This is a genomic window from Streptomyces peucetius (assembly GCF_025854275.1).
Classification (GTDB): Bacteria; Actinomycetota; Actinomycetes; order Streptomycetales; family Streptomycetaceae; genus Streptomyces; species Streptomyces peucetius_A.
Genome location: NZ_CP107567.1, coordinates 3,044,757 through 3,069,483, shown reverse-complemented (window position 1 = coordinate 3,069,483; position 24,727 = coordinate 3,044,757). Strand labels below are relative to the sequence as shown.

The window sequence follows — 24,727 nt, the reverse complement described above, 5'->3', positions numbered from 1 at the left end:
ATGACGACGACGAAACTGAAGTTCGATGGCGGCTGGTCCGCGACGGTGACGGGCGAACCGCTCGACCTCGTTCCCCGTCTCCGCGGTACCTTCCTGATCGTTTCCCCCTATGCGGACAGGGTGGAACGGGAGAAGTTCCTCGCGCACACGTTCGGCAGCCAGGACTGGCTGTGGGATCTCCCTGACGTCTTCCGCTTCGCCCCGAGCGGCCGACGGCTGGTCGGGGCTGAATTCCGGATTCCGGAAGAGTCCGCCTCTGTCGAGGACTCGGCCCGCCTTCTCGTCGCGCCCGAAGTACGCCCGGGCGGGCTCCGCGCGGACGAGGTCAAAGACTTCCGGCATGAGATGTGCACGGTGCTGTGCCGCGCTCCCGGCGATGCCGTGCTGACGTGTCTGCGCGACCTCGACGTCCTGAACGAGCCGCTGGAGGCCCGCATCGGCATCGCCCCCGACGTGGCGCTCCTCGTCCAGCACGGCACCGTCGTCGGCTGGAGCCTGACCGACCCGGCGCGGTATCTGACCGCCACGTACGCCGACCCCGACACACCCCCCCCCTCGCCTGCCACGCGTCGGCTGCTCACCGAGTGCCTGGACCTGGTCACCGCGCCGGTGGTCGACGACCTCGTGGACGGTGAGCCAGCCGCCATCGCCCGCCTCCGGGCCGCCGACGAGACCCTGCGCGCCCAGCGCGAGGACCGACGTCGGGCCGACGCCCTGCTCGAACTGATCGCCACCTATGTGGAGGACTACGGGAGCTGATGACGGCCGACGGTGACCGCCACGGGTCTCAGCCGCCGGCCTGGTCCCACCCCGACGATGTCGCCCCGACCAGTGCGGCAGCGCGGCAACTGGCGCTGCTGAACGCGTTCGACGACGGGACCTGCAGCGCCTCCGACTTCGCGCACGGCTGGTGGCAGGCCCGACGCACGTCCCAGACGAACGGCGAAAGAGTTCTGGGGGCGCTCGGCGCTCTCCTCGACCAGGTGTTCATGATTCTCGAGGACTACTCGATCGAGCCCGGCCTCGCAGAACCCGGCGATCTCGACGACGACGAACTCCGAACCGCTGTGCGTGGAGCCTGGGAGGAGTTTCGTCGCTCCGCAACCGACCGAAGCCGGTAGCCATTGCCCGCCACGCACATCCCTCGTACAAGGGCCTTCGGTTCCTGGCGGACAGGCGCGGTGCTGTGCCGCGCCGACGCCCTGCTCGACCTGATCGACACCTATGTGGAGGACCGCGGGAGCAGGTGACGCCCGGCCGGGCCGCACGGCTTGCGCGTCGCCGAGCGGGTCGTCCGCGCGACGGGTGCCTACGCGTATCGGGGGAGGTCGGTGGTGGCGATGGCCCAGTCGCCGATGGTGACGTCCTCGCCGTACACGAACTCCTTGCGGGTGGCGTAGCGAGGACCGGAAGGAGTGCTGTGGATGTCGCTGAGCACGGCCCCGGAGGCGGTACGCGGGTCGAAGAGGGCGTAGACGGGGATGCCGAGGAGTGGGTAGTCCCGCATCTTGCTCACCCAGTCGTTGTCCGGGTTCGAGCTTGAAACGACTTCGATCGCGGCGAACAGGGTGCGGGGATCGAACGGACCCTCGCCCTCCATGTCTGCTTCGGCAATCACCATCACGTCTGGGTGCCGCATGATGCCCTCCGGCACGTACTCGACATCCGGGGTCCCTGTGTGGGCGACCAGGTCGTCCGGCAGGACCCTTTCGAGGCGCTTGCGCAGCCGCAGCACGGTGAGCTCATGCGGTCTGGCGGGCGACATCATGTCGTGGACGATCCCTTCCTTGGTGATCTCGAACTTGCCGGGAAGGGTGTCGTCCATCGACGACACGAACTCGCGCATGACCTGGTACTGGCGGGCGTCGTGCTGTGCGTCGTCCGGGGCGATGGTCATGGGGCTCGCTCCTTGTCGTCCGTACCCGGCGGCAGGGGTCGTCCCCTTCATGCTAGGCGGCCGTCGCGAGGTCGTCGGTTCTGCACTCGCGGCACTCACCCGGGGCCGGGGCGCGGAAGGCGCGGTCGCACTTGTCGCAGTTCTGGAGCGGGGCCCTGGGAGGTGAGGGCGGCGCCTGGGCCGGGAGCGGTGGTGGCAGGAGCGCGGTGAGACGGTGGGCCAGGAGGGCCGCGGGCTGTTTCAGAGGGTCGGGCAGGTTGGCGGTGAGAGCGTGGCGTACGGCGTCGGGGGCGGCGTCGCGCTCCAGCCAGGCGGCGACGGCCGGGGCCAGGCGGTGCACGTCGTGCTCGCCGAGGAGCAGCCGCGGCTCGTCGCGGCGCAGGCCGGCGAGGAGGTCGGTGGCGACGCGGTGGCGTTCGAGGTCGGGGGCCTGCGGCTGGGGGAGCGGCGGACGCGTGGGCGGGGGCGTGGGTGCGGGGGCCGGTTCCGGTACGGGCTCCGGCTCCGGTTCCCGTACGGGAGGCGGGCACGGCGCCGGCGCCGGGGTGGCGGCCGCTGCTTCCGGGTGGTTGTACGAGATCGTGCGCGTCACGAGCTTGCCGCCGGGCAGGCGCTCCATCATGCGCGCCAGGTAGCTGTGCTCCTCCAACTCGCGCAGCGCGGCGGCGATGCGGGCCTCGCTCTCCGGGAAGCGGTCGGCGAGCACCTTGATGCCGACCTTCGCCCCGTCGGGCAGCGACTGGATGTGCACGGCCAGCCCGATCGCCGTCAGCGACAACTGCCCGTGCTGGGCCAGGTGGTTGCCGACGATCGTGAAGCGCGTGGTGTGGATCGAGTTCACATGGATCACACCGAAAGCGGTGGCGCGACCGGGAACGCGGTACGAGGCGCGCGAGGGCGCGCTAATCTGCTGGGTGTCCATCGGGAAGGGCCTAACTTCCTCGGTGGTCAGGCCCTCGACCGGGATGCCAGTCCCGGCCGGGGGCCGTCGCATGTCTGGGGTTGTCGCGGCGAGCATATGCTCGCCAACCCGCCTGAAATCCAGCCCGATTGGGCAATGTCACCCGCGCGAGTGACGGGCGTCATGGACGGGTGGGCGGGTGGTATTGCCCGTTTCTTTCAAGAGTTCTTTAAGGCTTATGCATCGCAGGGGACCGCGTCGCACACACCCGGGTCGCGTACCTCCACGATCCGGTCCCACCAGTCACTACGCGAGATCCAGCTCGGCCCAGACGGTCTTCCGGGGCACCGGCCCGAGCGCCACGCCCCACCGGTCGGCGAGTGCTTCGACGATCAAGAGACCGCGCCCCGACTCGGAGTCGGCGGTGGGGTGGGCGGCGGCGCGCGGCAGGCGGTCACCACGGGTGTCGGTGACCGCGATCCGTAGCCGCTTGCCGCCGTCCTCGACGGCGAGTTCCAGCCGGAAGTCCCTGCCGGGTACGCGGCCGTGGACCGCCGCGTTGGTCGCCAGCTCGGCGACGATCTGCGCGGCCGACTCCGACGGCAGCCCCCAGGAGCCCAGTTGGGCGGCTGTGAGCAGCCGCGCGAGTCTGGCACCCCGGCGCGTGGGGGAGAGCAGCACGGTGAATTGGCGAGCAGGAGCGGAAGGTTCAGTTCGAGTGATTTCCTGATTCACGTCACTCAGCGTGGCCGGTTCACGCTTACGCTGAACAGAGCGACGCATGTACGGACAGTGACTGTCCCTTGCGGTGTACGGACCTGTCCATCCGGTACGACGTCGGCAAGTCGCGGTACAGGTATGGGCGGAAGGGCGGGTTTCGTATGGCGGAGGGCACGGAGGAACCGGACCAGGACATCGACCTGGAGGACGACGACTCGGGCGCGGTCATCGCGGCCGTCGGCAGGCAGGTCCGCCTGTGGCGCGAGGCGGCGGGCATGCGCGCGGCGGAGCTGGGCGCGGCGATCGGCTACGGCGAGAACCAGGTCTACAAGGTCGAGGCGGGCAAGCGCATCCCCAAGCCGGAGTTCCTGGACAGGGCGGACGAAGTGCTGGGCGCGGGCGGCAAGCTGGCCGCGATGAAGAAGGACGTCGCGGAGGCGAGGTACCCGAAGAAGGTCCGTGACCTGGCGAAGCTGGAGCGTGACGCGGTCGAGCTCGGCGCGTACAGCAATCACAACCTGCATGGGCTGTTGCAGACGGAGGAGTACGCCCGCGCGCTGTACGAGATGCGACGGCCGTCGTACAGCGCCGACCAGATCGACCGGCATGTGGCAGGCCGGGTGGGGCGGCAGTAGATCTTCGAGCGGGAGCCGCTCACGATGCTGACGTTCGTCCTGGAAGAGGTGACGGTCACGCGCCCTCTCGGGGGCAGAATGGTTGCGCGCCGCCAGCTCGAACACCTCCTGGAAGTCGGCCGATTGAGGCATGTGGAGATCCAGGTGATGCCGACCGACCGGGAGGACCATGCGGGGATGGGCGGCCAGTTCCAACTGCTGAAGTTCGACGACGGTACGGCGGTGGCACACTGGGAAGGCCAGCTGTCGAATCGCTTGATCTCCGATCCCAAGGAGGTCCGGATCATCGAGCTGCGGTACGGAATCATCCGGGCTCAGGCTCTCACCCCACGGGAGTCTCTGGCCTTCGTCGAAAAGGTGCTGGGAGAGAGATGATCCGCAAGATGTCAGACGGAGACGGTTCCGCGCTGGACTGGTTCAAGAGCAGCTACAGCAGCAACGACGGGCCCGAGTGCGTCGAGGTCGCGGTCGCACCCGGCGCGCTCCACGTGCGCGACTCCAAGAACGTGCCCGGTCCCGAGCTCGGCTTCACCCCCACCGCATGGGCGGACTTCGTGACGTACGCGTCCGGCAGCTGACCTGCGGTACGCGGCCCCGGCCCCCGCGCGTACCGCAGGGGCTGGGGCGCCGGTGTTGCGCCCGGCGGACAGTTTCGGTGTTCGCGCCCCGCGAGTCCCCTCGCGCCTCTGGTTACCGACGTCATGTCGGTATCTACTCGTCCGCATGACCATCCTCACTGAGCGGGAAGCGCCGACCCCCGATCTCCTCGCCCTCCTCAGGCCCGGCGCGCTCTATGTCGTCGACGACATGCTCCCGCAGGTCACATGGCCCGAGGACCACCGCCCGAGGGTCGACGCGTTCCTCGAACGACTGCCCGACGTGCCCAACTGGCATGCCACGCCGATGAACTGGGCCTCCGGGCTGGTGGTGGCCGCACGTATCTGAGGGACTATCGTGCCCCCATGCCGGTTGATCTGATTCGTATCGTCTCCAGAGACTCGCCGATGGCTCTCGCGCAGGTGGAACGTGTCCGCGCCGAGCTGGCCACGCTCCACCCCGGCACGGAGACCACCGTGCTGCCTGTCAAGACGACCGGCGACAAGTGGATGGGCGACCTTTCCCAGGTCGAGGGGAAAGGCGCGTTCACCAAGGAGGTCGACGCCGCCCTCCTCGCCGGAGAGGCCGACCTCGCCGTCCACTGCGTCAAGGACATTCCCGCCGACCGGCCCCTTCCGGCCGGCACGATGTTCGCAGCCTTCCTCAAGCGCGACGACATCCGCGACGCCCTCATCCACCCTGGCGGGCTCACCCTCGACCAGCTGCCTGCCGGTACGCGGATCGGAACCTCGTCCGTACGCCGGATCGCCCAACTCGCGGCCTCGCATCCCCATCTGGAGTGCGTCCCGATCCGGGGCAACGCGAACCGGCGTATGGAGAAGCTGGCGAACGGCGATGCCGACGCGCTGCTTCTTGCCGTCGCCGGGCTGGAGCGCATCGGCCGTACCGACGTCATCACCGAGATCCTTTCGACCGAGACGATGATGCCGCCCATCGGCGCCGGCGTCCTCGCCCTCCAGTGCCGTGAGGGCGACACGGAGCTGATCGACACCGTCAGCCCGCTCGGCGACCCTGACGCGTATCGCGAGACCCAGGCCGAGCGGATGCTCCTCCACGTCCTTCAGGGCCACTGCAACAGCCCCATCGCCGGATTCGCACGCGTCGAGCGTGGCGGGGAACTGTCGCTGAGGGCCTGCGTGTTCTCCGCGGACGGCAAGACCGTGCTCAACGCCCACGAATGGGCGGGTCGCCTCGACCCGGCGACGCTCGGCACATCAGTCGCTGTCGCCCTTCTCCGGCAGGGCGCCCGAGATGTGATCGACAGCATCGCTCACTGACCCACACGCTCGGGCCGGCGCGCTCTGCGACGCAAAAACGTGTCCGGTCCGGGAGCCGAACCGAGTACGCGCGCCCCGCGAACAGTCGGGGCGCGCGTACCGCAGTCGGGCCGTCACTTGTCGGAGACGGTGACCTTCTCGTCGTTCTGAATCTGCTTCACCAACTGCTGCACCTTCGCCTTGTCCCAGACGAGGTTGCCGCCGTTGCTGCCCGAGGTCGGCATGTTCATCGACGTGCCCTCGCCGTCCGTGACGCCCTTCATGGCGAAGAACATCTCGCCCAGGTCGAACAGGGACATGTCCTTGTCGACGATCAGGGTGTCCAGGCCGGCGCCCATCACCGGGTACAGCTTGAACGGGTTGAGGATCGTGCCCGGCGTCGCCGCCTGGCTCGCCATCGCCGACAGGAACTTCTGCTGGTTCTTGGTGCGGGCCAGGTCGGACTCGGCGAAGGCGTAGCGGGTGCGGACGAAGGCCAGCGCCTGCTCGCCGTCGAGGGTCTGCTTGCCGGCCTGGAAGTCGGCGCCGGACTTCTTGTCCTTGAAGCCCTTCTCGATGTTCATCTCGACACCGCCGAGCGCGTCGACGATGCCGGCGAAGCCGGCGAAGCCGATCTCGGCGTAGTGGTCGATGCGCAGGCCCGTGTTGTGCTCGACCGTGCGGACCAGCAGCTCCGGTCCGTCCTCCGCGTACGCGGCGTTGAGCTTGACCCGGCGGCCCTTGCCCGGGAACGTCTTGCCCGACTCGGAGCCGACGAACGTCGGTATCTCGACCTCCGAGTCACGCGGCAGCGACACCATGGTGTTCCCGCTGGAGCAGGCCGCGAGGATCATCATCGAGTCGGTGCGCTTGCCTTCGGCGCTGCCGGTGTGGAGCCGCTTCTTGTCCTCGGCGGTCATGCCCTCGCGGCTGTCCGAGCCGACGATCAGATACGTGGTGCAGTCGCCCTCGGCCGGCCGTTCGATGACCTTGGAGAGGTCGACCTCGCGCCGCACCTTGGAGTCGGCCCAGAAGTACGTGCCGATGGTCGTGCCGAGCACGGCCACGAGCACCACGATGGAGCCGACCTTGAGCCTGCGCCGCCAGTCGGGCGCCGGGCCGGGCTGCCGGTACGGGCCGCCGTGCGGAGGGCCCTGCGGAGGGATGCCACCGCCACCGCCGGGGCGGCCGTAGACCTGACCGGTGTTGTAGCCGCTGTCGTACCCGGGCTCCGCGTACCCACCCTGGTCGTAACCGCGCTGCTGCGGGGGGACGCCGCCGCGCGGGGGCGCCGCCGGTCGCTGGACGTGGCGCATCACGCGCGCGCCCTCCGGCTGTGCACCGGCGCTGCCGCGCCCGTAGCCGCGTACGTCGCCGTTGCCGCCGTCGGCGGTCCGTCCCTCGGGCCAGTCATTCATGCGGAACAGTGTGCAGGGCAGGGCGGCCGCCCAGACAGGGTGGGTGGGGAATCGCACCAGGGCTGTAGCGAAGCTGATGCATTTGTGGCCAGGCATATGGTGGACGGCATGACAGATCAGGCCCCGCGCCCGGAGGATGAAATTCCGGGCAAGCCCACTTCGGCGTCCCGTACCACCCTGAGCCACATCATGACCGGCAGTGACACGAATCTCCTCGGCACCGTGCACGGCGGCGTGATCATGAAACTGGTGGACGACGCCGCCGGAGCGGTCGCCGGCCGGCACTCGGGCGGGCCCGCCGTCACCGCGTCGATGGACGAGATGGTGTTCCTCGAGCCGGTCAGGGTGGGCGACCTGGTCCATGTGAAGGCGCAGGTCAACTGGACGGGCCGGTCGTCGATGGAGGTCGGCGTACGGGTCATGGCCGAGCGCTGGAACGAGTCGACACCGGCGACGCAGGTCGGCAGCGCGTACCTGGTCTTCGCGGCAGTGGACGCGGACGGCAAGCCCCGGGCCGTACCGCCGGTCGAGCCCGAGACGGAGCGGGACCGGCGGCGCTACCAGGAGGCGCAGATCCGGCGTACGCACCGGCTGGCGAGGCGCCGGGCGATCCGGGAGCTGCGCGAGAAGCGCGCCGCCGAGGGCATGGAGGACTGACACCCCGCACGGGGTCACTGAGACCCCGCACCGGCGTCAGGGGCAGACGACCTGGTCCCCCGTCACCGCGCCGAACTCCCCGCGGTGCGGCTTGCGGACCCGTACCGCTGTGACGCCCTTGTAGTCCTCCCCGGCCATCACCTTCAGCGTGGCGCCCTGGCCCTTCACCGGGCGCAGTTCCGCGCCCGGCAGCGCGGCCCGGAGCGACTTCGCCGAGCGGTCCCAGCGTGGGTCGTACGTCACATAGGTGTGCTTCACCTGGCCGCTGCCGCCGTTGCGCGGGACGCGGGTCGTGTCGAAGCCCACGCCGTGCAGCGCTTTGTCGACCTTGTCGCCGAGGCCCGTGATGTGTGTCCCGTTGTAGACCTGCACCCGGATCTGCTTCGGGTCGACGTCGACCTCGGCGGCCGTGGTGGCCTTGGGGCGCTTTGGACGCTGCGGTGTGAGGGGCTTGTCCTCGCGCAGCAGCCGGAAGAGCTTCTTCGACTTGGCGTCGTCCCACTTCACGGTGGAGCCGATGCCTTTGACCTGGAAGTCGACGTCGCCGACCGGCACGGACGTGAACTCGGACGAGGCAGCCGAGAAGCCCCGCATGGCCTTGCCGAGCGCGAGCATCTCCCGGGTGCCGAAGCCCTTGTCGGCGCGGACCGAGCCGAGCACGGTCGATGTGACCTTCCGGAACTTCACCGGGTTGAGCAGCACACCGCCGCTGGTCGCACGGTCGACGAGAGCGGCCAGGAAGCGCTGCTGGCGTTGCATCCGCCCCAGGTCGGCAGCGCCGTCGATATGGCGTGAGCGCACATACTGGAGCGCCTCGCCGCCGCCCAGCTTGTGAGTGCCGACCGGCAGGTCGAGGCCGGTGTACGAGTCCTTCATGGGGCGCGCGGTGCAGACCTCCACGCCGCCAACGACGTCCACCGTCTTCATGAAGCTGGTGAAGTCGACCTCGAGGTAGTGGTGGATCTTCACCTTGGTCATGTTCTCGACCGTCCGCACGGTCAGGGCGGGACCGCCCTCCGCGTAGGCGGCGTTCAGTTTCACCGGGTGCGGTTCATGGCGCTCGCGGGTGGTGCTGTCGACGTGCTCGGGGATCTCCGCGTAACTGTCGCGCGGGAGACTGACGACGCTGGCCCGCTCCCGGTCCTGCGAGACGTGCACCAGCATGATCGTGTCCGTGCAGTTGCAGGGCGCGCCGCCGAGGCGGTACTTCTTCCGCTCCTCCGCAGTGATCTTGTCCCGGCCGTCGGTGCCGACGATCAGGATGTTCGTGCCGCGGCCGCCCTCCGGACGGTTCTTCATGTCGCGGAACGGGTCGACCCGGCTGATGCCCGTGTCGAGGCTGGTCACCACGGCGTGCCCGATGCCGCCGACCCCCAGCACCAGCACCGAGAGGGATGTCACGATTCGCGTGCCCCAGCGCGGCCGCGAGCCGCGCCCGTCCCGGCGCCCCGGCCGCCCGCTCCCGCCCGCCTGCCCTGCCGTCCGACGTGCGGCGGGCCGCCCGGTGGCGCCGCGCTGCGGGGCCGGGCGTGGGCGGGGACGCGGGCGGGGACGTGGGCGGGGCGGTGGGGGCAAGAGGACACCTCCGCGGACGACAGGGGATTCACCGCACCGTAGGCCCATACGATCTGCGACACCGGCCGCCGCGCCTGGGAGGTCCCCCGTTCGCGGTAACGTGGCGGGCGATGAACGCCACGCCCGCTGTCTCCGTGATCATGCCGGTCCTCAACGAGGAGCGGCATCTGCGCAACTCCGTCCGCCACATCCTCGAGCAGGAGTACGACGGAGAGATGGAGGTGGTGATCGCCCTCGGACCGTCCACGGACCGCACCGACGAGATCGCCGCCGAGCTCGTACGGGAGGACCCCCGCGTCCACACCGTGCCGAACCCGACCGGCCGCACCCCCGCCGCGCTGAACGCCGCGATCAAGGCCTCGCGCCACCCCGTCGTGGTGCGGGTCGACGGCCACGGCATGCTCTCGCCGAACTACATCGCGACCGCGGTCCGTCTGCTGGACGAGACCGGCGCGCAGAACGTCGGCGGCATCATGCACGCCGAGGGCGAGAACACCTGGGAGGACGCGGTCGCCGCCGCGATGACCTCGAAGATCGGCGTCGGCAACGCCGCCTTCCACACCGGCGGCCGGGCCGGGCCGGCGGAGACCGTCTACCTCGGGGTGTTCCGCCGCGAGGCGCTGGAGCAGCAGGGCGGCTACAACGAGGAGTTCATCCGCGCCCAGGACTGGGAGCTGAACTTCCGTATCCGTGAGGCCGGCGGACTGATCTGGTTCTCGCCGGAGCTGAAGGTCCAGTACCGCCCCAGGCCGTCCGTGCGGGCGCTCGCCAAGCAGTACAAGGACTACGGCCGCTGGCGCCATGTCGTGGCCCGCTACCACCAGGGCTCGATCAACCTGCGCTACCTGGCCCCGCCGACCGCCGTGTGCGCCATCGCCGCGGGCGTCGTCGCCGGTGTGGCGCTGACCCCGTGGGCGTTCGTCGTCCCCGGCGGCTACCTGGCGGCGATCACCGCCGGCTCGCTCCCGGCGGGCAAGGGCCTCTCGCTGAAGGCGCGGCTGCAGATCCCGGTGGCCCTGGCGACGATGCACATGTCGTGGGGGTACGGCTTCCTGACCAGCCCGCGCTCGCTGGCGAAGAAGGTCATCGCGAGCCGTCGGCCCTCGGTCAAGGCCACTGCCGCCTGACACCGGCAAGGGACATCCGGCAAGGGACATCCGGCAAGGGACATGAGGAAGGGCCCGGTCACGGCGACCGGGCCCTTCCTCATGTCCGTGCGTGCCACGACGCGTTTGTCAGTGCTACGACCAGGTGAAGCCCGGCTGCACCGGCATGCACTCGTCCTCGTTGTCGCCCCGCAGGACGTTCGCGGTCTCCGGGGTCTTGTTGTCGGGCTTGGCTGAGGTCTTCGGGTAGGTGTCGCCCTGCCGCCAGTCCGCTCCGACGATCAGCTGGATACCCGTGGCGTCGGTGGACCTCTTCACCGAACTCACCGGAATCCCGAGGGACTTGGCGACCGCCTGCGCGTCGCCCTCCAGTTCGGCGTTGGAGTACAGCACGACCGTCGTCTGCTGAGGGTCGAGCGTGGTGTCGGCCTTGGCCAGGGCGAAGCCCTTGTCGGCCAGCAGCTCGGTGACGGCCGTCGCACGGCCCTGTTCGGCGTACTGCCCGTCGCCGCCGGTGCCGTTGCGCACCATGACCGCGATCTCCGCGGGGGCGTCCGCGGGATCCTTGGACGCGACGGGCTTGGCCGGAGGCTTCTTCGGCCCCTTGCCGTCCAGCGGGATGTCCTCGCGGACCATGCGGAAGAGCTTCTCGGCATCACCCGGCATGGGCTCCACCTTGCCCTTGTAACCGGGGCGCTCGCTGTAGACGTTCGGCATGGTGGTCATCGTGATGCGGGCGGTCGGGACGCTCTTGAGCTGAGTGCCGAGGTCGAAGAGGCCCTTGACCGTGTCGATGCCCTTGTCGACGGTGAGCGCGTCGATGGCCGCCCCGGCGAGCTTGCGCAGCTTGTTCGGGTCGGTGAGCTTGGTGTTCTTGCGCAGCGTACGGACCATCGAGTTCATGTACATGTGCTGGCCGTGGGCCCGGGCGAGGTCGGTGCCGTCGTCGAAGCCGTAGCGGGTGCGCAGCCACTGCAGGGCCTGCTCGCCCTTGATGTCGGTGGTGCCTGCCTCCAGCTTCAGGCCGGAGCCCTTGCCGTCCCGGGTGCGGGAGTGGATGTTCTCCTCGACGCAGACCGGGACGCCGCCTATCGCGTCGGCCATCGAGACCACACCCGCGAAGTCGATCATCATGAAGTGGTCGATCGTGATGCCGGTGAGTTCGTACCAGGTGGCCACCGTGCATCCCGGCCCGCCGCGGCCGAGCGACTCGTTGGTGAGGGCGATTTCGGAGGCGGGATAGGTCTTCTCGGGCTTGTCCGGGTCGGTGCACTCCGGGATCTTCACGAGCGTGTCCCGGGGCATGCTGATGACCGAGATGTTGCTGCGGTCCGCGGACAGATGCACCAGCATCTGGACGTCGGCGAGCGGTGGTGCGCCGAATGTCTTCTTGGCCCCGCCGAGCTTCTGGTTCTCCTTGGAGTCCCGCGCGTCCGAGCCGATCAGCAGGATGTTCAGCGGCGTCTGACCGGCGGCGTTCGCCTTGTGGTCGGGCATCGCGCTGCCGAGCGTCAAGTCGTCCTTCTTCAGCTTGCTGTTCAGGTACTCGTAGTACAGATAGCCCGCACCCGCGGTGCCGAGCACCAGCACCGACGTCGTGATCGCGATGCCGCGCAGTATCCGGTGTTTGCCGCGCTTCGCACGCCGTCCCGTGCCGCCGCGGCGGTGACCGCCGCCGGCCGCCTCCGGCGCGCTCCGCTCGTCGTCCGGAGCCCTGCGGCTGCGAGGGACGCGAACCGTTGCCTCACTGTGTACTCCGTCGTCGCGCAGTCCGTCGTCCCGGCCGAGACCGCCGGGTTCCGCCGCGTACTCCCGGGTCCCCTCCCCACGCACGCCGTTCCGTCCCACCCCTGGGTCCCCCCTGTGTTCAGGCCCGCGCCGAGAGCCGTCGTCGTGACGTCACTCGGCGCAGATCTTTTTGTCGGCTTCTACTCGCGGTACGTCGTCCGGCAGCTTCGCCGGACCCGTTATGGGCACCCCTGCGCCCTTGAAATCGGGCCCCAACGTCAGCGTCATCGCCTCCAGGCCCTCCGCGTCCTCGGTGCCGGGCTTCAACGCGGCAGCGGGCAGGCCCATCAGGTCCGCGAGCTTGCGGGCCTGGTCGGCCTGGTTGGGCGCGTACTCCAGCGTCGTCCTGGTGACGTCCGCCGTCGCGTTGCCCTTGTTGGCGGACTTCAGCACGCCCTCGGTGTTCTGCAGCCAGTTGAGAGTCTTCTGTGCCGCGCCGTCCGGGCCACCGCCGTTGAGGACGTCGACGCGGACGTCGGCGGCCTCGGCCCTGGTGCCCTTCAGCAGGGCGTTCTGCTTGTTCTTGGCGTCCTTCTTCTTCTCCTCGACCTCGGTGAGGGAGATGTCCTCGCGGACCATCGCGAACAGCTGCTCGGCCTTGGCCTCGTTGAGGACGACCGTTGCCTTCACCTTTTCCGTCGGGTTGTCGACGACCGGCACGGTGGCGAAGGTCAGGTTCTTCATGTCGAACTTGCCCAGCTCCAGACCGAGGTCGCGGAGCTTGAAGACGTCGTCGATCTTGGAGTCGACGGTCAGCGCCTTCGTACCGGCCTCCGCCAGCTTCACCAGCTTCGTGGGGCTGGTGAGGGTGTCGTTCGACTTCAGCTTGCGCATCAGCGAACTGAGGAACTGCTGCTGGAGCTTGATGCGGTCCAGGTCGCCGCCGAAACCGACCGCGTGGCGGGTGCGGACGAACGCGAGGGCCTCCTCGCCCTCGAGCGTGTACTCACCTGCCGGCAGGTTGAGTTTGGACTTCTCGTCCTTTATGTCCTTGGCGAGGCAGATCGGCACGCCGCCGACGGCGGAGCTCAGCGTCTTGACCGCGTTGAAGTCGGCCACCATGAAGTGGTCCGGCTTGATGCCGGTGAGCTCGGTGACCGTACGCATGGTGCAGCTCGGCGTGCGGCCCGACTGGCCGAGGCTGATGTTGAACCGTACGTCCTCCTCGCCCGGGATGGTCTTCGTCGACCCGTCCTCCTGCGTGGTGGGGCAGTCCGGGATGTCGGTGATCAGGTCGCGCGGGATGCTCAACGCCGTCGCGTTGGTCCGGTCCTTGGACACGTGCAGCAGCACGGTCGTGTCCGCGTGACCGGCGCTGTTCTTGTCGCCGTAGCCTTCGTTGCCGTCGCCGGTCCGCTTGTCCGTGCCGATCAGCAGGATGTTGATCGCCCGGTCCTTGCTGAAGCCGCCGGTGCCTGCGCCGTCGTCCGAGACGGACGTGATGTTCGAGTTCAGATGCTCGAGGTAGAGATAGCCGGCGGTCGCGGTGCCGACCATCGCGAGCGCGAGGGTGCCACCCGTCCACAGCAGCACCTTCTTCTTGCGCGACTTGGCCTGCTTGCGCTTGCGCCGGCCCGCCTGCTGCTGGGCGGCACGGCCGCCGGACGCGTCGCCGGCACGGCGGCTGCGCTGGCTGGGGACCTCCGTGGCCGGAGCGGCCGAACGGCGCCGGCTGCCCGAGCCGGCCGTCGCCTGCTGCGTGGCGACGCGACCGCCGTCGGGCCCACCCGCTCTGCGGGCGCCCGCTCCTCCGGACTCCGGACCTCTTGCCGAGGGGACCGACTGCGGTGCGGATTGGTCCAGTCGCAGTTCGTAGTTGCCCGTCTGCGGGTTGAGTACCCACTGGTCGGCGGGGTCGATCTCGTCCGCCCGCCCACGGCTTTGCGCATCCACGGTTGCTTGAGTCCTCCGTCGGTGCCACGCGAGGCGCCTCCCCCGGCAGGCGCTCGGTCTTCGATCCAGCAGTGCGCGACACGGGGTCGGGAGCACCGGGTCGCGTCACACTATCCGCCCAGTTCAGCGTCGAGCGACGCCCGTGACAAATTCCACGCTCCTTATAAGCGGGCAATACGCCCATTCCGTGTGCACTCTCTGCTTCCGTTTGGCCATCGCTTTACTCACACATCCCTTCGGCGGCATTGGTGCCGGGAAATGTGGGTGTCGGACTCGGTCCCGTGGTCCCCTCCGCCTCTGGCTTCCCAGTGGCCTCTTCGTCGGTCGGCACGACGGTCACCGGGGCGTCCTCGCGCAGGCTCTTGAACAACTGGCCGGCTTCGGGCTGGACAAGCTCGTCCCGGTTCGGATTCGAGGAGTGAGGTTGCCGTGGAACGGTGAGGAATTGGACCTTTTCCGTCGGAATGCTGCGAATCGATCGTGTCAGGTCGTAAAGGTCCCGGAGTGAGTCCAGACCCGGATCGGTGGTGATCGACTTGGTCGCCGCGTCGAGCACCGGATAGAGCCGCGTCGGATTGAGCAGTACGCCGTTGCTCTGCACCTTCTTGACGAGCGCTCCCAGGAACCGCTGCTGGCGCTCCATGCGCGCGGTGTCGCTGCCGTTGCCCAGGGTCTTGCGCGCCCGGACGAAGCCGAGAGCCTGTTCGCCATGGAGCGTCTGCGGCCCGGCCGGCAGCTTCAGGCGCGCGTCCTTGTCGTCGATCGGCTCCTTCAGACACACTTCTACGCCGTCGACGGCGTCGACCATGTCCTTGAAACCCCGGAAGTCGATCACCATGTGATGGTCGATGCGGATCCCGGTGAACTTCTCGACAGTACGGATCGTGCAGGCCGCCCCGCCGAACTGGAAGGCCCAGTTGAACTGCGCGACCCGCTCCTTGGTACGGCTGCCGTCACCCTTGCCGCAGCTCGGGATCGTGACCACCAGGTCGCGGGGGATCGACATGGCCGTGGCGCTCTTACGGTCTGCCGCGATGTGCAACAGGATCGTGGTGTCGGAGCGCTGACTGCCGCCGCCGCCCTCGTCACGGCCGTACTTGCTGTTGCCCTCCCCGGCGCGGGTGTCGGAGCCGAGAAGCAGGATGTTCTGCGCGTCGGTGGCGACGGGGACGGGGCGTTCCTTCTCGTACGCCCTGAGTTCGGCGGCGGCGTTGATGTCGGTGGTGATGTTGGAGTCGAGCTTGCGGTAGAACCACCAGCCGGCACCGGCGGCGGCGAGCAGCACGACCGACAGGCCGAGCGCGGCCCACCGCATCCACCGCCGTGGACGCCGTGGGCGCCTGTCGGCGCCGTCACCGGGCCCGCCTGTGCCACCGGGCCCGCCTCTGCCGGGTCCGCCCCAGCGGGGGCCGCCTGTGTCACCGGGGCTGCCCGCTCCGGGGCCCCCGCCGCCGGGTTCGCGCCTGCCGGGGCCGCTGCTGCCGGGGCGGTCTGGGCCGCGTCCGCCACCGGGGACTCGGGCGGTGGGAGCGCCGGCGCCGGCGCTGCCACCGGTGCCTCCGTCGCCGCTGCTGGGTCCTTCGCCGGCGGGGCCGGTTGCGTCGGCTCGGTCGGCGGCGACGCCTCCGCCACTGCCGGTGCCGTCGCTGCCTGTGCCGCCGTCGGATTCGCCGCCCTCGTGCTCGACTGCACGGGCTTCGCGTGCCGAGGGCCCGCCCTTTCCGGAGGCTTCGGCGGCGGGGCTCCCACCGTAGGCTCCGGTGGCTGCGTCGGTGTCGGCGTCGTGCGCGTCGGGTTCGGCGCTCGGGGCGTGGACGCCCCGCTCCGGTCCCGGGCCCGCACTGGTGTCGTCCTTGCCCGGCGGGGGCTTGCCGGTGCGCGCCTTACGGCCCTTGCCGCGGGGGCGGTTGGTGCCGGCCGGTCCGGCGGTCCGGGGGGCGGGCGCTGCGCCCGCAGGCCCCTGCGCGACGGCGTCGGGCGTTCCGTCCTCGCTCTCGTCTGCGGCAGCGGGCCCTGCGGGCCCCTGCGCGACGGGGTCGGCCGTGTCGCCGACCTCGTCCGCGGCAGCGGTGCCCGCGGGCCCCTGCGCGACGGCGTGGGGCGTTCCGTCCTCGCTCTTGTCTGCGGCAGCGGGCCCTGCGGGCCCGGTGGTGGCCGGGCGCTCGAGGTCCGCGTTCTTGTCCGCCGCGGCGGACCCCGCGGACGGCGTGCCGGCCTTGTCCGTCACCTGTGCGTCCATCCTTCATGGCGTCGGCGGCGCGCTGGGCCGCCGATCGCTGGTCTAGACGGCTGAACCCGGCGCTTGGTTGTGCGTTGAAACACGCTTGCCGCCGATCATCCACCGCACGAGGCTGCGGGGCCGGTAGGGCTCGGCCCGCTTGTGGGCCACACGAGTGCAGGTCCGAGGCTTGTCATACCGCCGTGTCGGTGACCCGTTCGCTTTCGACCCGCTTCGCCAGTGCGTCCTCGGACAGCTCGCCCAGGTCTCGGCACAGGACCACCGACCCGCCGGACGCCAGCGGTGCGAACAGCCCGGCGGACAGTCCGTCCCAGGAGTCGTACGGCTTCCCCGACAGCAGCCGCGACCCCGGCCCGAGGCCGAGCCGGTCCGCATCCGCCCGTGCCCGCTCCACCAGTTCGGCACCGGTCAGTTCCACGTCACCGACGACCAGCGCGGGCTCGTCCGGGTCGACCGGCGCGTAGGCGGCGAACCGGTCGCCCTGGCCGGGGACTTCGACCGCGTAGTCGGCGTAGCCGGCCGGCGGGGTGGGGAAACGGCGGCCCAGCGGCGCGAGGGACAGGGCGATCCGTTCGCCGCCGCAGGCGAGCCCCGCGTCGAACTGCCCGGGCCCGGCCACCACGAGGTCCGCGCGTGTCGCGTCACCGCCGACGTCCGCGACGACCCCGACGGAGAAGCAGGCCAGCAGCCACACGGCACTCTGCCAGTGCGCCGGCAGCAGCAGTGCGAGCCGGTCGCCGGGCGCGGCGGAGAGGTCGCCCTGGAGCAGATTCGCCGTCTTCGCCACCCAATTGGCGAAGGTGGCGACGGACAATTCGACCCGTTCACCGGTGGCATCGTCGTAGAAGGTGACCAAGGGGCGCGCGGGGTCCGCGGCGAGCGCGGATCGCAGCAGGTCGGCAGGGGTACGGTCGCTGGCGTTCATCCGCGCAAGCGTACGCCGACGCCCGTCGCCGGAGCGGCCGCTCGGGTGACGGTGTGCTCCGGTCGGGCCGATGGCCCGTCAGTTTCTCGGAGGTTTCCCGCCGAGCGCGGCCCGCCGTCCCCGCCCAGGATCCATCCCATGCGTGGATACCTGGCTTCTTCCGTCGGAGTGGCGTGCGCGACCGTGCTCGTCATCCCGCTCCCGCTCGCTTCCGGCGCGCTCGCCGCGCCCCTGCCGGCCACGGCCGTCGCACAGGCACCGGACGTGCCCGGATCGACCCAGTCCCTGCCACTGGAGCCGCTCCGCCACACGTCGGAACGCTCCCACGGCACCACCGGTCAAGGACTTCGCGAACAGGGTCTCCCAGAACAGGAAGTCGACCCGTTCTCCCTCGTCGGCGTGGTCTGGGAGGACCCGCTCACCGAACTCGAAGGCACCGTCGAGGTGCGTACCCGGGCCATCGGCTCCGGCACGTGGTCGGACTGGCAGCAGGTCGAGACCCACAACTCGGAGCACGCGGCCGACCCGGGCACCGCCGAGAGCGAGGCCCGCACGGTGCGCGGCTCCACCGCCCCGCTGTGGGTGGGCCCGTCGGACGGCGTGGAGGTACGCGTACGCGCGGCCGACGGCACGTCGAGCGGACTCCCCGAGGGGCTGCGCCTCGAACTCGTCGACCCCGGTGACGACCCCGCGGGCACCGGGCAGTCCACCGGCACGACGCAGACCGGGGCCGCGGGCCCCGACCCGGTCAATCAGAACCCGGAGAACCCAGAGAGCCCCGAGAACCCAGAGAGCCCCGAGGACCCCGAAAGCCCCGAGAGCCCTCAAGAACCCGGCATCGAACCCGCCGCAGGCCGCGGTCCGCTCGGCGGCACCCTCATCCCCGCCCTCAACCAGGCCGACACGGAGGCCGAGGCAGCGGCGGCCGGCGATCTGCTCATGGGCGACCTCGCAGCAGGCGCCAAGCCGTACATCGGGCCGAGGCCGGCCATCGTCACCCGCAAGGGGTGGGGAGCCGACGAGTCGTGGCGGGAGAAGAAATTCGTCTACACCGACTCGGTGAAGGCCGCGTTCGTGCATCACAGCGCCACGGGCAACCACTACACCTGCGCTCAGGCCCCCTCCGTTGTCCGCAGTATCTACCGCTACCACACCAAGAGCAGCGGCTGGCGGGACATCGGCTACAACTTCGCCGTCGACAAGTGCGGAAACATCTACGAAGGCCGGGCAGGAGGCGTGGCCAAGCCGGTGCGGGGCGCGCACACCCTGGGTTTCAACACGAACAGCACGGGAATCGCCGTGCTCGGCACGTACAGTTCCTCCAATCCGCCGCAGGCGGCGGTGACAGCCGTGGCCAAGCTGACCGCGTGGAAGCTGGGCCTGCACGGGATCAATCCGAAGGGCAAGGTGACACTCACCTCGGCCGGCAGCGGCAAGTACGCCGAGGGCGTGAAGGTCGAGCTCAACGCCATCTCCGGACACCGCGACGGATTCTTCACGGACTGTCCGGGAAACCGTCTCTACGGGAAGCTCGGATCTGCCAGAACGGCTTCGGCCAAGTTCCAGGGCCGCTGACCGGGGACGGGCCGGGCCCATCGGCGCGACTCGTAAACTGGCCGGTCAAAACCGCGACCGTGCCCGGCCCCAGCAGGAAGCAGAGAACGCATTGAACCTGGCCCCAGAAGCGATTCTCCTGGTCGGAGGCAAGGGCACCCGGCTGCGTCCGCTCACCGTCCGCACCCCGAAGCCGATGGTCCCGGCGGCCGGTGTGCCCTTCCTCACCCACCAGCTCGCACGGGCACGGGCAGCGGGCGTCGAGCACATCGTGCTCGCCACCTCCTACCTCGCCGAGGTCTTCGAACCGTACTTCGGTGACGGCTCCTCCCTGGGGCTGCACCTGGAGTACGTGACGGAGGAGGAGCCGCTCGGCACCGGCGGGGCCATCCGCAACGTGGCCTCCCGGCTGCGGTCCGGCCCCGACGACCCGGTTCTCGTCTTCAACGGGGACATCCTCACGGGACTCGACATCGAGGCCCTCGTCGCCACCCACGGTTCCTCCGGCGCCGACGTCTGTCTCCACCTCACCCGCGTCGACGACCCGCGCGCCTTCGGCCTGGTGCCGACGGACGCGAGCGGGCGCGTCACGGCGTTCCTGGAGAAGCCGCAGACACCCGAGGAGATCGTCACCGACCAGATCAACGCAGGCGCGTACGTGTTCCGGCGCTCCGTCATCGACACGATCCCGGAGGGCCGGCCCGTCTCCGTCGAGCGGGAGACCTTCCCCGAACTGCTGAGCTCCGGAGCGCACCTGCAGGGCATGGTCGACTCCACGTACTGGCTCGACCTCGGCACCCCGCACGCCTTCGTACGCGGCTCCGCCGATCTCGTCCTCGGCCGTGCGCCGTCCCCCGCCGTGCCCGGCAGGCGCGGCGACCGGCTGGTGCTGCCGTCCGCGACGGTGGCGCCCGGCGTGAAGCTGACCGGCGGCACGGTGGTCTGCGAGGGCGCTCGCGTCGGCGAGGACGCGAGGATCGACGGCAGCACAATCCTGGCCGGCGCCGTCGTCGAGGCCGGCGCCGTGATCTCCGACTCACTCGTCGGCGCGGGCGCGCGCATCGGGGCGCGTACGGTGCTGGCCGGCGCGGTCGTCGGGGACGGCGCGGTCGTCGGCGAGGACAACGAACTCAGGGACGGCGCGCGGGTGTGGTGCGACGCGGTGCTCCCGGCGGGCGCGGTCCGGTTCTCCTCCGACCAGTAGCCGGCGACCAGTAGCCTGGCCGCATGGCAGGGCGCTTCCAACCGGGTACGAGCCGCACCACCGTGCGCGGTGGCGCGACGCGCGCGACCCCGGCGACGCCTGCGATACCGCGTCAGGCTGCTCCCGCAGCGGCGCCTCGCACCCGGCGGTGGGTGCCGCCGGGTCCGCTCGACCTCGGCCTGGTCCTCGGCCCGCTGCGGCGAGGCCCGGCCGACCCCACCTTCCGTACGACACCCGACGGCTCGGCCTGGCGGGCCAGCCGCACACCCGCCGGCCCGGGCACGCTCCGGGTCGCGATGCGGGCCGGCGCCGTCGAGGCCGAGGCATGGGGGCCGGGTGCGGAGTGGCTGCTCGACGGGCTGCCCGACCTGCTCGGGGCGGCGGACGATCCCGAGGCGTTCACCCCGCGGCACCGGCTGGTCGCCGCCGCGCAGCACCGCCGGCCCGGACTGCGGCTGTTGCGTACGGGCCTGGTGCTGGAGTCCCTGATCCCCTCGATCCTCGAACAGAAGATCACCACGGACGAGGCGTACCGGGCGTGGTGGCTGCTGGTCCGCACGTACGGCGAACCGGCGCCCGGCCCCGACACCGGCATGTACGTCATGCCGGAGCCGCGCACCTGGGCGCTCGTCCCCTCCTGGGAGTGGCACCGCGCCGGCGTCGACCACAAGCGTGCGTCGACGATCCTGCGCGCGGTGAAGGTGGCCCGCAGGCTGGAGGAAGCGTCGGCGATGGCCCCCGAACAGGCCATGGCCAGGCTGGAGTTGATCCCGGGTATCGGCCCGTGGACGTCGGCGGAGGTCATCCAGCGCAGCAACGGGGCGGCCGACGCGGTCACCGTAGGTGACCTGCACCTGCCGAGGATCGTCGGCTACGCGCTCGCGGGCGAGCGCAACACCGACGACGCGGCCATGCTGGAACTGCTGTCCCCCTACGAGGGCCAACGCCACCGCGCGGCCCGCCTGATCCTCCTCTCGGGCCGCACGCCGCCGCGCCGCGAGCCGAAGATGCGCCGGGTCGACATCGCCCAGTGGTAGCCCCCCGGCGCGGGGCCTGTCCCCTACCGGACCTCGATGAACGCCGACGCCGCCCGTGCCGCCCGCGCCTTCGGCGCGCCCGCCGCGTGGCCGATGGCGACCGCCCCCATCGGGTCCCACGTCTCCGGCAGCGCCAGCACCTCGCGCACCACGTCCCGGCAGAACATCGTCGACGACACCCACGCCGACCCCAGCCGCTCACCCGCCAGCGCCACCAGGAAGTTCTGGACGCCCGCGCCCGCCGCGACGACGAACATCTCGCGTTCGGCGGCGTCACGGCGCTCGTCGCCGTACGTGTGCGAACCGTCCACCACCAGGCACGGCACGGCCAGGTAGGGCGCGTTGCGCAGAACGTCACCGCGGCGGACGCGCCTGGCGACGGACTCCTCCGACTTGCCGTCGCGCCGCAGGTCCGCGATCCACGCGTCGCGCATCGCGTCGAGGAGCCGCAGCCGCGACTCGGCCGATTCGAGCAGGACGAAGCGCCACGGCGTCGTGTGGTGCGGCGCCGGTGCCGTCACCGCGGCCGCGACCGCGCGCCGGACCGCGCCGCCGTCCACCGGTTCGTCGGTGAACTCCCGGACCGTGCGGCGCAGGGTCACCGCCTCCCGTACGGCCTCGGAGGTCCCCAGCCGGAACATGTCGTCGGCCGCGCCGCGGACGAGCGCGCCCGCGCCCCCGGCCGCGTCCTCGACGATGTGCGGCAGGCCGCGGACGACCGCCACCGGCAGCCCGCTGGTCTTGCCCTTCACCAGGTCGCCGGCGGCGGCGAGTTCGTCGGCGGTGGCGACCACGGTCGCGCCGAGCGGATTGCCATGGGTGTCGGTGCCGCCGCGCAGGTCGTCCAGGACCCGCACGCCCGCCGCGCCGATCGCGACGTCGGTGAGCCCGGTCCGCCACGGCCGGCCGAAGGTGTCGGTGACGATCACGCCGACGTCGACGCCGAGCTCGTCGCGCAGCCCTTCGCGGATCGCCAGGGCGGAGGCGTCGGGGTCCTCCGGCAGCAACAGCACTGTCCCGGCAGGGGTGTTGGACGCGTCGACCCCGGCCGCCGCCATCACCAGACCCTGCCGGTTCTCGACGATGCGCAGGGCACCGCGCCGGGCCACCACCCGGACGGTCTCGGCGTCGATCGCGGCCTCACGGTCCGTTGCTTCGACGATCCGGCCCTCCGCCTTGCTGACGATCTTCGACGTGACGAGGAGGACGTCCCCGTCGGCCAGTCCGGGGGACGTGGCGGCGATCAGCTTGGCCAGGTTGTCGCCGGGCCGGACCTCGCCGAGTCCGGGCAGCGCCCAGACCCGGTACGAGGCCGGGCTCACGCCCGTACCTCCTCGGCCAGGGCCAGCGCGGCGCGCGCCATCTCCGCGGCCGCGGCCACGTCGGTCATCATCAGCGGCACGGCCCTGCAGACGATGCCCGCCTCCTCGACGGCCGGGACGGCGGCCTCGTCGACGGTGTCGACGAGCCAGCCGTCGAGCAGTCCGGAGCCGTAGTGCCGGGCGACGGCCGCCGCGGTCGCCTCGACGCCCACCGCCGCGAGGACCTTGTCGGCCATGCCCCGCACCGGTGCGTCGCCGACGATGGGGGAGAGGCCGACGACCGGTACGCCCGCCTCCGCGATGGCCTCGCGGATGCCGGGTACGGCGAGGATCGTGCCGACGCTGACGACGGGGTTGGACGGCGGGAAGAGGATCACGTCGGCGGAGGCGACGGCCTCCAGCACTCCGGGCGCGGGCTTGGCCTGCTCCGCGCCGACCGGTACGACGGCCTCCGCGGCGACGGACGCCCGCAGCCGGACCCAGTACTCCTGGAAGTGGATGACCTTGCGCTCGCCGTCGATCGTCACGGCGACATGGGTCTCCACCCGGTCGTCCGACATCGGCAGCAGCCGTACGCCCGGCTGCCACCGGTCGCACAGCGCCTCGGTGACGGCGCTGAGCGGATAGCCGGCGCTCAGCATCTGTGTACGGACGATGTGGGTGGCGAAGTCGCGATCGCCGAGGCCGAACCAGTCGGGGCCCACGCCGTAGGCCGCGAGTTCACTCTTGACCTGGAAGGTCTCGTCCTGGCGGCCCCAGCCCTGCTCCTCGTTGATGCCACCGCCGAGGGTGTACATCACGGTGTCGAGGTCGGGGCAGACCTTCAGGCCGAAGAGATGGATGTCGTCACCGGTGTTGCCGATCACCGTGACGTCCGCTTCGGGCGCGGCCTGCTGGAGACCGCGGAGGAAACGGGCGCCGCCGATACCGCCGGCCAGAACCACAATGCGCATGCCGCCATCCTCGCAGGTCCCCTGGAGGCGTCAGACGGGCACCGTCTCCGTCGTGCAGTTGGCGGCCGTGTGCATCGGCATCTCGGTCAGGCCCGGGTAGTAGACGTGCAGGCTCACGGCAGGTTCGAGGGCGTCGTTGACGACCTCGTGCGCGTAACCCGGTGCGAAGACCCGCTGGGAGCCCGCCGCCAGCGACCGCTCGCCGCGCTCGGTCCGTTCGGTCAGCTCACCCTGGAGGACGGTGAGCACGCCGGAGGAGGGGCCGTGGTCGTGCAGGCCGCTGCCCTGGCCGGGGACCCAGCTGAGCAGCCACACCTCGTAGCCGGGGCCGGTGCGCAGCCGGTGGTACCAGCGGGAGGTGGCGTCGTACTCGACGAGGTGCTCCCACTGGGCGCGGTCGGCGGCGATGGAGCGGGCGAGACCCGCGAACTCGGCCACGGTGACCGGGTGCTCACGGGCGGGCTGGAGCAGGTGCTGTACGGCGAGGATGTCGCCGGCGATCTGGAGGTCGCTGTCGCTGTTCATGGGTGCGGGGGTTCCTCAGCAGAAGTGCATGGGGTGTCGCAGAACGGAAAGGTGACGCAGGGTGCGAGAAGCCGGAGCTCGAAGGCATCAACAGCTGGAACAGCAACAGCAACAGCGCGTCTGGACAGCGCTGCGGAACCCGCGGTGGCGGGTCGCAAGGGGCGCTGTGGTCGCTGGCATGAGACCAAAGGTGACTGGTCCGCTCGTCCGCTGTCAACCCAATGACCGATTTGGCGGCAATGTTTCACCTTTTCCGGTAACTGGGGACGGAGAAAGGTTTGTGCAGCAGAGGGTCCGGAGACATGCGGCAGCAACTCCGCTTGTAAACGTCACCGTGGCCCGAAGTGATCGGACTGTGATCCGGATCGCTTCGGGGGCTCGATCGAAACAAGATCGATGTCTGCGGCGTCTTCCTCTCCGAGGGGGCGGGGCGCGGAGCAGGCCGCTGGCATGTGTCACCTTTTTGGTGATTTGAACACTTTCCGCATAGCCTTGGTTCCGCAG

22 protein-coding genes and 1 pseudogene are annotated in these 24,727 nt (G+C 70.5%); 11 read left to right on the top strand and 12 right to left on the bottom strand.

All coding sequences use genetic code 11. The annotated features are described in order from the left end of the window. A complete protein-coding gene (locus OGH68_RS13920; protein WP_264243961.1) occupies positions 1 to 759 on the top strand; it encodes a hypothetical protein in 759 nt (252 codons plus the stop codon). Next, positions 759 to 1,121, top strand: coding sequence for a colicin immunity domain-containing protein (locus tag OGH68_RS13915; protein WP_264243959.1), 363 nt, complete (start codon positions 759 to 761; stop codon positions 1,119 to 1,121). The genes OGH68_RS13920 and OGH68_RS13915 overlap by 1 nt, the downstream gene beginning before the upstream one ends. Positions 1,122 to 1,309: 188 nt before the next feature. On the opposite strand, the gene OGH68_RS13910 is transcribed toward OGH68_RS13915, so the two are convergent. The 3 genes from OGH68_RS13910 to OGH68_RS13900 all read right to left on the bottom strand — a co-directional run bounded on the left by OGH68_RS13910 (position 1,310) and on the right by OGH68_RS13900 (position 3,533). Then, a complete protein-coding gene (locus OGH68_RS13910; protein ID WP_264243957.1) occupies positions 1,310 to 1,897 on the bottom strand; it encodes a Uma2 family endonuclease in 588 nt (195 codons plus the stop codon). Positions 1,898 to 1,949: 52 nt separating this feature from the next. Next, on the bottom strand, positions 1,950 to 2,819 hold the full coding sequence (locus OGH68_RS13905) for a helix-turn-helix domain-containing protein (protein ID WP_264250065.1): 870 nt from the start codon (positions 2,817 to 2,819) through the stop codon (positions 1,950 to 1,952). A 285-nt stretch (positions 2,820 to 3,104) separates the two neighbouring features. Next, positions 3,105 to 3,533 (bottom strand): ATP-binding protein, encoded by a 429-nt coding sequence (locus OGH68_RS13900; protein WP_264243954.1) that lies wholly within the window; start codon positions 3,531 to 3,533, stop codon positions 3,105 to 3,107. Positions 3,534 to 3,679: 146 nt separating this feature from the next. Between OGH68_RS13900 and OGH68_RS13895 the strand changes: the two are divergent. The 4 genes and pseudogenes from OGH68_RS13895 to hemC all read left to right on the top strand — a co-directional run bounded on the left by OGH68_RS13895 (position 3,680) and on the right by hemC (position 6,048). Beyond that, positions 3,680 to 4,528: pseudogene (locus OGH68_RS13895) on the top strand (helix-turn-helix domain-containing protein). 8 nt (positions 4,529 to 4,536) lie between these two features. Then, the gene (locus OGH68_RS13890) at positions 4,537 to 4,731 is read left to right on the top strand and encodes a DUF397 domain-containing protein (RefSeq protein ID WP_264243952.1); all 195 of its coding nucleotides are present in this window, start codon (positions 4,537 to 4,539) and stop codon (positions 4,729 to 4,731) included. A 145-nt stretch (positions 4,732 to 4,876) separates the two neighbouring features. Then, on the top strand, positions 4,877 to 5,098 hold the full coding sequence (locus OGH68_RS13885) for a hypothetical protein (RefSeq protein ID WP_264243949.1): 222 nt from the start codon (positions 4,877 to 4,879) through the stop codon (positions 5,096 to 5,098). 17 nt (positions 5,099 to 5,115) lie between these two features. Next, positions 5,116 to 6,048, top strand: a complete 933-nt coding sequence (gene hemC / locus OGH68_RS13880; RefSeq protein WP_264243947.1) for a hydroxymethylbilane synthase — start codon at positions 5,116 to 5,118, stop codon at positions 6,046 to 6,048. 113 nt (positions 6,049 to 6,161) lie between these two features. Here the strand turns inward: hemC and OGH68_RS13875 are convergent, their stop codons facing one another. Further along, on the bottom strand, positions 6,162 to 7,445 hold the full coding sequence (locus OGH68_RS13875) for an LCP family protein (RefSeq protein WP_264243944.1): 1,284 nt from the start codon (positions 7,443 to 7,445) through the stop codon (positions 6,162 to 6,164). 108 nt (positions 7,446 to 7,553) lie between these two features. On the opposite strand from OGH68_RS13875, the gene OGH68_RS13870 reads away from it, so the two are divergent. Further along, positions 7,554 to 8,102: an acyl-CoA thioesterase gene (locus OGH68_RS13870; RefSeq protein ID WP_264243942.1), complete on the top strand. Its 549-nt coding sequence runs from the start codon at positions 7,554 to 7,556 to the stop codon at positions 8,100 to 8,102. 36 nt (positions 8,103 to 8,138) lie between these two features. Here OGH68_RS13870 and OGH68_RS13865 read toward each other — a convergent pair whose 3' ends face one another. Beyond that, the gene (locus tag OGH68_RS13865; RefSeq protein ID WP_264243940.1) at positions 8,139 to 9,725 is read right to left on the bottom strand and encodes an LCP family protein; all 1,587 of its coding nucleotides are present in this window, start codon (positions 9,723 to 9,725) and stop codon (positions 8,139 to 8,141) included. Between the two features lie 62 nt (positions 9,726 to 9,787). Between OGH68_RS13865 and OGH68_RS13860 the strand changes: the two genes are divergently transcribed. Continuing rightward, the gene (locus tag OGH68_RS13860) at positions 9,788 to 10,804 is read left to right on the top strand and encodes a glycosyltransferase family 2 protein (protein WP_264243939.1); all 1,017 of its coding nucleotides are present in this window, start codon (positions 9,788 to 9,790) and stop codon (positions 10,802 to 10,804) included. 114 nt (positions 10,805 to 10,918) lie between these two features. Here OGH68_RS13860 and OGH68_RS13855 read toward each other — a convergent pair whose 3' ends face one another. From OGH68_RS13855 to OGH68_RS13840, 4 genes are all read right to left on the bottom strand, one after another. Then, positions 10,919 to 12,631 carry an LCP family protein gene (locus OGH68_RS13855; protein WP_413470980.1) on the bottom strand — a complete coding sequence of 571 codons (1,713 nt, stop codon included), beginning with the start codon at positions 12,629 to 12,631 and terminating at the stop codon, positions 10,919 to 10,921. Positions 12,632 to 12,682: 51 nt separating this feature from the next. After that, complete coding sequence (locus OGH68_RS13850) at positions 12,683 to 14,464, bottom strand: LCP family protein (RefSeq protein ID WP_264243936.1); 1,782 nt, start codon at positions 14,462 to 14,464, stop codon at positions 12,683 to 12,685. 220 nt (positions 14,465 to 14,684) lie between these two features. After that, complete coding sequence (locus OGH68_RS13845) at positions 14,685 to 16,691, bottom strand: LCP family protein (RefSeq protein ID WP_264243933.1); 2,007 nt, start codon at positions 16,689 to 16,691, stop codon at positions 14,685 to 14,687. A 184-nt stretch (positions 16,692 to 16,875) separates the two neighbouring features. After that, positions 16,876 to 17,628: a TIGR03089 family protein gene (locus OGH68_RS13840; protein WP_264243931.1), complete on the bottom strand. Its 753-nt coding sequence runs from the start codon at positions 17,626 to 17,628 to the stop codon at positions 16,876 to 16,878. A gap of 138 nt (positions 17,629 to 17,766) precedes the next feature. On the opposite strand from OGH68_RS13840, the gene OGH68_RS13835 reads away from it, so the two are divergent. The 3 genes from OGH68_RS13835 to OGH68_RS13825 all read left to right on the top strand — a co-directional run bounded on the left by OGH68_RS13835 (position 17,767) and on the right by OGH68_RS13825 (position 21,423). Beyond that, positions 17,767 to 19,203 (top strand): peptidoglycan recognition protein, encoded by a 1,437-nt coding sequence (locus tag OGH68_RS13835; RefSeq protein ID WP_264243928.1) that lies wholly within the window; start codon positions 17,767 to 17,769, stop codon positions 19,201 to 19,203. Between the two features lie 91 nt (positions 19,204 to 19,294). After that, a complete protein-coding gene (locus OGH68_RS13830; protein WP_264243926.1) occupies positions 19,295 to 20,386 on the top strand; it encodes a nucleotidyltransferase family protein in 1,092 nt (363 codons plus the stop codon). A gap of 23 nt (positions 20,387 to 20,409) precedes the next feature. Further along, entirely contained in the window at positions 20,410 to 21,423 is a 1,014-nt protein-coding gene (locus OGH68_RS13825) for a DNA-3-methyladenine glycosylase family protein (RefSeq protein ID WP_264243924.1), read from the top strand. A 23-nt stretch (positions 21,424 to 21,446) separates the two neighbouring features. Here OGH68_RS13825 and OGH68_RS13820 read toward each other — a convergent pair whose 3' ends face one another. From OGH68_RS13820 to OGH68_RS13810, 3 genes are read right to left on the bottom strand one after another with little or no spacing between them, the layout of a single operon-like run. Further along, a complete protein-coding gene (locus OGH68_RS13820) occupies positions 21,447 to 22,745 on the bottom strand; it encodes a coenzyme F420-0:L-glutamate ligase (RefSeq protein WP_264243922.1) in 1,299 nt (432 codons plus the stop codon). Beyond that, a complete protein-coding gene (gene cofD, locus OGH68_RS13815) occupies positions 22,742 to 23,698 on the bottom strand; it encodes a 2-phospho-L-lactate transferase (RefSeq protein WP_264243921.1) in 957 nt (318 codons plus the stop codon). The genes OGH68_RS13820 and cofD overlap by 4 nt, the downstream gene beginning before the upstream one ends. A gap of 30 nt (positions 23,699 to 23,728) precedes the next feature. Further along, a complete protein-coding gene (locus OGH68_RS13810; protein WP_264243918.1) occupies positions 23,729 to 24,223 on the bottom strand; it encodes a cysteine dioxygenase in 495 nt (164 codons plus the stop codon). Positions 24,224 to 24,727: the final 504 nt, after the last annotated feature.